Source organism: Guyparkeria sp., assembly GCF_046545975.1.
Lineage (GTDB): Bacteria > Pseudomonadota > Gammaproteobacteria > Halothiobacillales > Halothiobacillaceae > Guyparkeria.
Map to the genome: position 1 here is coordinate 1 of NZ_JBKGYT010000088.1, position 6,668 is coordinate 6,668.

8 protein-coding genes are annotated in these 6,668 nt (G+C 68.3%); 7 read left to right on the forward strand and 1 reads right to left on the reverse strand.

Annotated features, from left to right (window positions below; translation table 11 throughout):
- Nucleotides 1-89: 89 nt before the first annotated feature.
- On the reverse strand, nucleotides 90-908 hold the full coding sequence (locus ACLFMY_RS07775; protein WP_410764082.1) for an inositol monophosphatase family protein: 819 nt from the start codon (nucleotides 906-908) through the stop codon (nucleotides 90-92).
- 101 nt (nucleotides 909-1,009) lie between these two features.
- Between ACLFMY_RS07775 and ACLFMY_RS07780 the strand changes: the two genes are divergently transcribed.
- From ACLFMY_RS07780 to ACLFMY_RS07810, 7 genes are all read left to right on the forward strand, one after another.
- Entirely contained in the window at nucleotides 1,010-1,825 is an 816-nt protein-coding gene (locus tag ACLFMY_RS07780) for an RNA methyltransferase (RefSeq protein WP_410764083.1), read from the forward strand.
- Between the two features lie 12 nt (nucleotides 1,826-1,837).
- Nucleotides 1,838-2,665: a serine O-acetyltransferase gene (gene cysE / locus ACLFMY_RS07785; RefSeq protein ID WP_410764084.1), complete on the forward strand. Its 828-nt coding sequence runs from the start codon at nucleotides 1,838-1,840 to the stop codon at nucleotides 2,663-2,665.
- Between the two features lie 120 nt (nucleotides 2,666-2,785).
- Entirely contained in the window at nucleotides 2,786-3,286 is a 501-nt protein-coding gene (locus ACLFMY_RS07790; protein ID WP_410764086.1) for an Rrf2 family transcriptional regulator, read from the forward strand.
- Between the two features lie 218 nt (nucleotides 3,287-3,504).
- Nucleotides 3,505-3,930, forward strand: a complete 426-nt coding sequence (gene ndk, locus ACLFMY_RS07795; protein WP_410764087.1) for a nucleoside-diphosphate kinase — start codon at nucleotides 3,505-3,507, stop codon at nucleotides 3,928-3,930.
- Between the two features lie 37 nt (nucleotides 3,931-3,967).
- The gene (gene rlmN, locus ACLFMY_RS07800) at nucleotides 3,968-5,098 is read left to right on the forward strand and encodes a 23S rRNA (adenine(2503)-C(2))-methyltransferase RlmN (RefSeq protein ID WP_410764088.1); all 1,131 of its coding nucleotides are present in this window, start codon (nucleotides 3,968-3,970) and stop codon (nucleotides 5,096-5,098) included.
- Entirely contained in the window at nucleotides 5,098-5,898 is an 801-nt protein-coding gene (gene pilW / locus ACLFMY_RS07805) for a type IV pilus biogenesis/stability protein PilW (protein WP_410764089.1), read from the forward strand. Before rlmN ends, pilW begins: the two co-directional genes overlap by 1 nt.
- The coding region (locus ACLFMY_RS07810) for a helix-turn-helix domain-containing protein (protein ID WP_410764090.1) at nucleotides 5,895-6,668 on the forward strand (774 nt) is incomplete at its 3' end. The genes pilW and ACLFMY_RS07810, both read left to right, overlap by 4 nt.

Sequence of the window (6,668 nt, forward strand, 5' to 3'; positions counted from 1 at the left end):
CCCTGACCGGTTGCTCCGGGACCGGGCAAGAAGAAGGCCCGCCGAATGGCGGGCCTTCTTGCTTTGTTCCGGTTGAGCCCGGGGGAAATTCAGGAGGGGCGGGAGACCGACTCGTATTCCTTCTCGGCCTTGCTGATCGCCTGGAGCATCACGTGGGTGAGCTTGGGGTTGGCGCCGATCAGGTTGCCGCTGGCCAGGTAGCCGTCGCCGCCCTGGGTGTCGATCACCACCCCGCCGGCCTCGCGGATCAGCAGGACGCCGGCGGCCATGTCCCAGGGCTTCAGGCCGAACTCCCAGAAGCCGTCGAAACGGCCGCAGGCCACCCAGGCTAGGTCCAGCGCGGCCGAACCCGGGCGCCGGATGCCGGCGATCGGTCCGTGCAGGGCGCGCAGCGTGGCGATGTAGCGCTCGAGGTTCTGGTCGTCGCGGAAGGGGATGCCGGTTCCCAGCAGGGCGCCTTCCAGCCCCTTTCTCGGCGCCACGCGGATGCGGCGATTGTCGAGGAAGGCGCCCCCGCCGCGCTCGGCGGTGAACAGTTCCTGATTGACGGGGTTGTAGACCACGCCCAGCTCGAGCCGGCCCTGGTATTCGAGGGCGATCGACACGGCATAGTGGGGAATGCCGTGCAGGAAGTTGGTGGTGCCGTCGAGCGGATCGATGATCCAGCGGTAGTCCGAACCTTCGTGGCCGCCCGCGCCGCTCTCCTCGGCCAGGATCCCGTGATCGGGATAGGCGCGCAACAGGGTGTCGATGATGGCGCCTTCGGCCTGCCGGTCGACGTCGCTGACATAATCGTTGCGCCGCTTGGACTCAATCGTCAGGTCGTTCACGCGGTGGTGACTGCGGGAGATGATGCTGCCGGCGGCGCGGGCCGCGCGCACGGCGATATTGAGCATGGGGTGCGGCATAATGATCTTGTCGGCTCGATGAGCGAGTGGTGATTGAGGCCGGCCCTCCGGCTCTCGGGCCGAAATTATACGCGTAAACACGCCAACAACCACGCCTGGACATGAACGAGCAACGCAGTCCCATCACGGAACCGTCCCCCGAGAACTGGCTCGAGCGCGTCGAGATCGTGCTCTGCCAGACCTCGATGGCCGAGAACATCGGTGCCGCCGCAAGGGCCATGAAGACCATGGGCCTGTCGCGGCTGGTGCTGGTCTCGCCGCGGGCGGCCGTCGACGAGCGCGCCCGCGCGGTGGCGACTCATGCCGCCGGGATCCTGGACCGTGCCCGCATCGTGAGCGACGTCGAGGAGGCGGTCGCCGACTCGGTGGCCGTCTGGGCGACCACCGCCCGATCCCGGCACCTCGCGCTGCCGCTGCACGAGGGTCGGGAGGCGGCAGCCTTCGTGCGCCGCCAGGCAGCGGATGCCGGTCCGGGTGGCCGGGTGAGCATCCTGTTCGGCGCCGAGCGTACCGGCCTGACCAACGCCGAACTGGCCGTCGCCGATCGGCTGGTGGCGATTCACGCCAACCCGGACTACCCCGTGCTCAACCTGGCGCAGGCGGTGCAGCTGGTGGGCTACGAACTCTTTCATGCCGCCGTCGAGCCGCCCGGGGAGACGGGGGCGGACGTTGACGCGGTCCCGGCCACGCGCGGCGAGCTTGCTACACTCTGCCGGCGGCTCGAGGGGTTGCTCGAGCCCACGGGGTTCTTCGCCGTCGGCGGCGCGGAGGCCGATCGCGCGGCACGGGTCGAGCGACTGATGCGCCGGCTGCGGGTAATGCTCAACCGGGCGGAGCCGCGCCGCGAGGAGGTGCAGATCCTCCAGGGCATGATCACGGCGCTGGAACGGCGCGGCGCGCCGACGGGCAAGGAATAGCGGGACGAAGCGATGGGATGGTGGAAAACGATTCTCGATGACGTCGACAGCGTGTTCGACCGCGATCCGGCGGCACGGAGCCGCTGGGAGATCGCGCTCACCTATCCCGGTCTGCACGCGGTCTGGTGGCACCGGGTGGCGCATGCGCTCTGGCGGCGCAACTGGCGCCTGCTGGCGCGGCTGGTCTCCAACGTGAGCCGCTGGCTGACCGGCATCGAGATCCACCCCGGGGCCCGTATCGGTCGGCGGTTCTTCATCGACCACGGCATGGGCGTGGTGATCGGCGAGACCGCGCTGATCGGCAACGACTGCACCCTCTACCATGGCGTGACGCTCGGCGGGACGACCTGGCGCGAGGGAAAGCGCCACCCGACGCTGGGCGACGGGGTGGTGGTCGGTGCCGGGGCCAAGATCCTCGGGCCGGTCGAGCTGGGCGACGGCGTGCGCGTCGGCTCGAACGCGGTGGTCCTGAAGGACGCGCCGGCGGGCGCCACCCTGGTGGGCATCCCGGCGCGAGTGGTCGAGCGCCGTGCCGAGCAGAGCGAGACCAAGCGCCGCGTCGCCCAGCGACTCGGGTTCGATGCCTACGGGGTGGCGCGCGACATGCCCGACCCCGTCGCCACGGTCGTCGACCGGCTGCTCGATCACGTCCAGGCGGTCGACGGCCAGCTCGACGAAATGGCCGCCGCGCTGCGATCGCTGGGCGTGGATGTGTCCCGCCCGGCACGCCCCAGCCTGGATGGCTGTCATCTCGACGAGGAGGACGGGGTGGCCGGCTGCGGCGACTCGCCCCAGGCCGTCGAAGAACGGGACGGCGCCAACGACGCGCCGCCCCGGTAACGAGCGGGGCATATACACTCCCCGCTCGCAGGATTATGATGGGACGATCGTTTCCGGGCACCGGGTGCCCGGAATTCCGTGTTCAGCGCAGCGACAACGGTCGCTGCCGGGAGGTTTGCAATGAGGCTGACGACCAAGGGTCGCTACGCCGTCACGGCCATGCTCGACCTGGCCATCCATGACCGCGGGCAGCCGACCGCGCTGGCGGACATCGCGGAGCGGCAATCGCTCTCGCTTTCCTATCTCGAGCAGCTGTTCGCCCAGTTGCGTCGCGGCCAGCTGGTCAGCAGCGTGCGGGGACCGGGCGGTGGCTATCAACTCGCGCGCGAGCCGGGGCGGATCAACATCGCCGAGATCATCCACGCCGTCGACGAGATGGTCGACGTGACCCGTTGCGGCGGGAGCGGCAACTGCCAGGGCGGCGGCCAGTGCCTGGCGCACGATCTGTGGATGGGGCTGTCGGCCCAGATCCACGATTTCCTCGAGTCCATCTCGCTGGCGGACCTGGTGGAAAAGCCGCATGTGCTCGATGTTTCCGCGTTACAGGACGGTCGCCTGAAGAAGGTCCGTGACGAGCGCACCGAGGCGGTCGCCTCGGGCATGCGGGGCGTCGGTCCCTGATCCCGCCGGGGCCTGTCGGCCCAGACGTATCGTCGGCGCAGCGCGCCTCGCATCCGGACACCTGGCGAGCCGCACGGGCGTTGGCTATTGGTTCAGAGTTTCCTTAAACTATCCGGCTTTCCGGTTGTCCGAGACGACGGCCGGCAGCTTTTTGTTTTCTGGTTTGTTTTTCACGTTTTACCGGGACGGTTGCCACCGCCCGATCAGGAGAAAGTTTCATGGCCGTTGAACGCACCCTTTCGATCATCAAGCCCGACGCCGTTGCGAAGAACGTGATCGGTCAGATCATCAGCCGCTTCGAGGATGCCGGCCTGTCGGTCGTCGGTGCCCGCATGATGCAGCTGACCCGCGAGCAGGCCGAGGGCTTCTACGCGGTGCACAGGGAGCGCCCGTTCTTCGGCGAGCTGGTCGACTTCATGCTGTCCGGTCCGGTCTTCGTCCAGGTGCTCGAGGGCGAGGATGCCATCGCCAAGAACCGTGACCTGATGGGCGCGACCAACCCGAAGGACGCCGAGCCGGGCACCATCCGCGCCGACTTCGCCGAGTCCATCGATGCCAATGCCGTGCACGGCTCGGACAGCCCGGAAACGGCCAAGACCGAGATCGACTTCTTCTTCAAGCCCGAGGAAGTGATCAGCCGCTGAGCTGACCTTCCCGCCGGGCAGGATCCATGGTGACCTGATGCAAGCAACCGACGAGCGCGTGAATCTGCTGGGGCTGTCGCCCGCGCGCCTGCGCGCCTGGTTCGCGGAGATGGGCGAGAAGCCCTTCCGCGCCTCCCAGGTGCTCAAGTGGGTGCACCAGCGTCGCGTCGAGGATTTCGACGCGATGACCGACCTGGCCAAGAGCCTGCGAGAGAAGCTCAAGCAGGTGGCCTGCATCGAAACGCCCGAGGTCCTGCTCGAGCAGGTGTCGTCCGACGGGACACGCAAGTTCATCGTCGACATTGGCGGGGGCAACTCCGTCGAGATGGTCTACATACCCGAGGACGATCGCGCGACCCTGTGCATTTCCTCGCAGGTGGGCTGTTCGCTGACCTGCACGTTCTGCTCCACCGGCCGCCAGGGATTCAACCGCAATCTCTCCACCGCCGAGATCGTCGGGCAGCTCTGGCTGGCCGAGAAGCGAATCGAGCGCCGCCTGCCCACGGGCAAGGCGATCAGCAACGTGGTCTTCATGGGCATGGGTGAGCCGCTGCTCAACGAGCGCGCCGTGGTCGACGCCGCGGAACTGATGCTCGACGACCATGCCTACGGCCTGTCCAAGCGGCGCGTGACCATCTCCACCTCGGGAATCGTGCCGGCCATCGACCGGCTGGCCGAGCACCTGCCGATCTCCCTGGCCATCTCGCTGCACGCGCCGAACGATGCACTGCGCGACGAACTGGTGCCGATCAACCAGAAGTATCCGCTCGACGTGCTGATGGCCGCCTGCGACCGCTACGCCAAGGTCGTGCCGCACGGGGCGATCGTCTACGAGTACGTGATGATCGACGGCGTGAACGACACGCCCGAGCATGCCGACGAGATGATCGCCCTGCTGGGCCCACGTGGGGACGAGGTCAAGGTCAACCTGATCCCCTTCAACCCCTTCGAGGGCTCGGACTACCGACGTTCCTCGCGCAACCGCATCATGCGCTTCGCGACCCGGCTACGCGACGCGGGGATCAACACGGTGCCGCGCAAGACGCGCGGCGACGACATCGACGCGGCCTGCGGGCAGCTGGTGGGCAAGGTGGCCGACCGTTCCCGCCGCCAGGACCGCCTGGCCCAGATGGGACTCGACCGGGGTGTCGTGGAGGTAACCGGCTGATGATTTCACAACGACAGGGACGAGGTCTGTGGACGGTTCTTGCGCTGGCACTGGTGGCCGGCGGACCGGTCGGCTGCGCCACGATGGACGGGGGCAGCGATGCCCGCGACATCGAGCGCAGCACGGGCAAACACCGGCAGGCCGCGGAGGTCAACACCGAGCTGGCCTCCGGCTACATGCGCGAGGGCGAGCTCAAGGTGGCCATGGAGAAGATCAAGCGCGCCATCGCCTTTGACGGCGGTTACGCGGCGGCTCACCACGTCCACGCGCTGCTGCTCGACCGGCTGGGCGAGGACGAGGAGGCCGGCGAAGCGTACCGCAAGGCGCACCGCCTTGATCGGGACAGCGCGGGGATCGCCAACAATTACGGCGGCCACCTCTGTCGCGAGGGCGAGTACGAGAAGGCTCAGGCATTGTTCCGTTTGGCCTACGAGGACCCGCTCTACGAGACTCCCGAGTATGCGCTGGTCAATTCCGGCCGCTGCTACCAGCGGGCAGGCGAAAGCGACAAGGCGCTCGAGCAGTTCCGGCGGGCGATCGATGCGGGCTCCAATCAACCGTCGGCAACGCTCGGCCTGGCACGCGCGCTCCACGAAACCGGCGATTCGGCAGAGGCCGCACGGGTCATGGAACGCTACGAGAGTCGTTTCCGCCACACCGCGGAATCGCTGGCCACGGCGATCGAGATCGACAAGGCCGTCGGTGACGAGGAAGCGCTGCGGAACCACCGGATGATCCTGCGAGGCCGTTTCCCGGACTCGTCCCAAGCGAAGGAACTGGAGCGTGGAGGCAGCCAATGAGCGAGCAGGAGCGACGCGAGCCGGCATGGAGCGATGACCTCGGCCAACCCGCCGAGGAAGCGATCTCGGTGAGTGAACCGCCGGCCGGCCCGAGCGTCGGCGAGCGGATCCGCCAGGCGCGCGAGGCCGCCGGTCTGACGGCGGCCGACCTGGCCCAGCCGCTGAACCTCGACCTGCGCGTGATCGAGAACATCGAACGAGATGCGCTCGATGACGTTCCGGGGCGACCCTACATCCTCGCCTACCTGCGCTCCTGGGCCGGTCAGCTGGGCATCGACGCCGAGGCGCTGATCGAGCAGTACAACCGGCAACAGGGCGTTGCCCACGGCGAGATTCAGGGCGGCCAGCACCCGACGCTGGCCGTGATGGAGGATCGTCGTGGCGGTGGCACTGGGGTCTGGGGGCGACTCCTGGGCTGGTTGCTGGCCCTGGTCGTGGCCGCGATCGTCGTGCTCGTGCTGACGCAGCTCGATGGCGAGCGCGTCCAGGGCTGGTGGCAGGAATTGACCGGCGGCACCGAGGAACCGGAAGGATCGGAGCGATCGGATTCGGGCGAGACGGTCGATATCCCCGAGCGGGACACCGCCGTCGAGGACGGGACGAGCGAGAACGACTCGCTCGAGCGGCCGCCCGCCCCCTCGCTGCCCGAGGCGAGTCCCGGTGCGCCGGCGACGCTGGGCTCGCGCCTGCCCGAGGCCCGTCTGCCCGCCGTGGGGCAGGCGCCCGAAAGCGAGGAGAGCGAGGCGTCGGAAAGCGAGCCGTCGGAATCG